This is a genomic window from Erwinia sp. MYb416, assembly GCF_037479575.1.
In the GTDB taxonomy this organism is placed as follows: domain Bacteria; phylum Pseudomonadota; class Gammaproteobacteria; order Enterobacterales; family Enterobacteriaceae; genus Erwinia; species Erwinia rhapontici.
Map to the genome: position 1 here is coordinate 1 of NZ_JBBGYT010000179.1, position 603 is coordinate 603.

Annotated in this window: 1 protein-coding gene; it reads right to left on the reverse strand. The window is 58.9% G+C overall.

All coding sequences use genetic code 11. The features are described 5' to 3' along the window. On the reverse strand, window positions 1-603 hold a 603-nt coding region (locus WH277_RS01705), incomplete at both ends, for a methyl-accepting chemotaxis protein (RefSeq protein WP_339504021.1).

A 603-nucleotide genomic window follows, 5' to 3' on the forward strand; every position in this document is an offset into this window, starting at 1 on the left:
CCGCTGGCGTTGTGTGCCACATGCACGCCGCTCGACTGCACGTTGGTGATCACGCCGGCAATCTTGTCGACAAACTGGTTGAACGATACGGCAATGTCGGCGATCTCATCACGGCCTGAGGTATCCAGGCGTCGGGTCAGATCGCCATCACCGTGCGCGATATCATCCAGCGCTTTGCGGGTCGACTCCAGCCGCCCTGAGATCTTACGCGAGAGAAACCACGAGGCAATCAGCAGCACGAACAATGACGGGATCAGCAGCACAAAGATATCCTGCATGATGTTGTGCGCCAGTGCGGTAACGGCGGCCTGAGGCGTGACCAGACCAATGATCCAGCCGGTATCTGCCATGCGGAACAGGGTGACCTGTGCCTCCTGGTGCAGCCATTCATCGCTGATGGCACTGAGTGTGGTGCTGCCGCTGGCCAACCCTGCCGTTTTCACCCCGGCAACCATCGGGGCAAGCCAGGGTTGCTGCTGCGCCAGATCGCTGAATTTTTTCAGCGCCTTATCTTTCATACCAGGGAAATACAGCACGTTACCGGCCTGGTCGAGGGCGAAAGCATAGCCGCCGGTACTGCTGCCGTTACGTTGCATAAAGCCG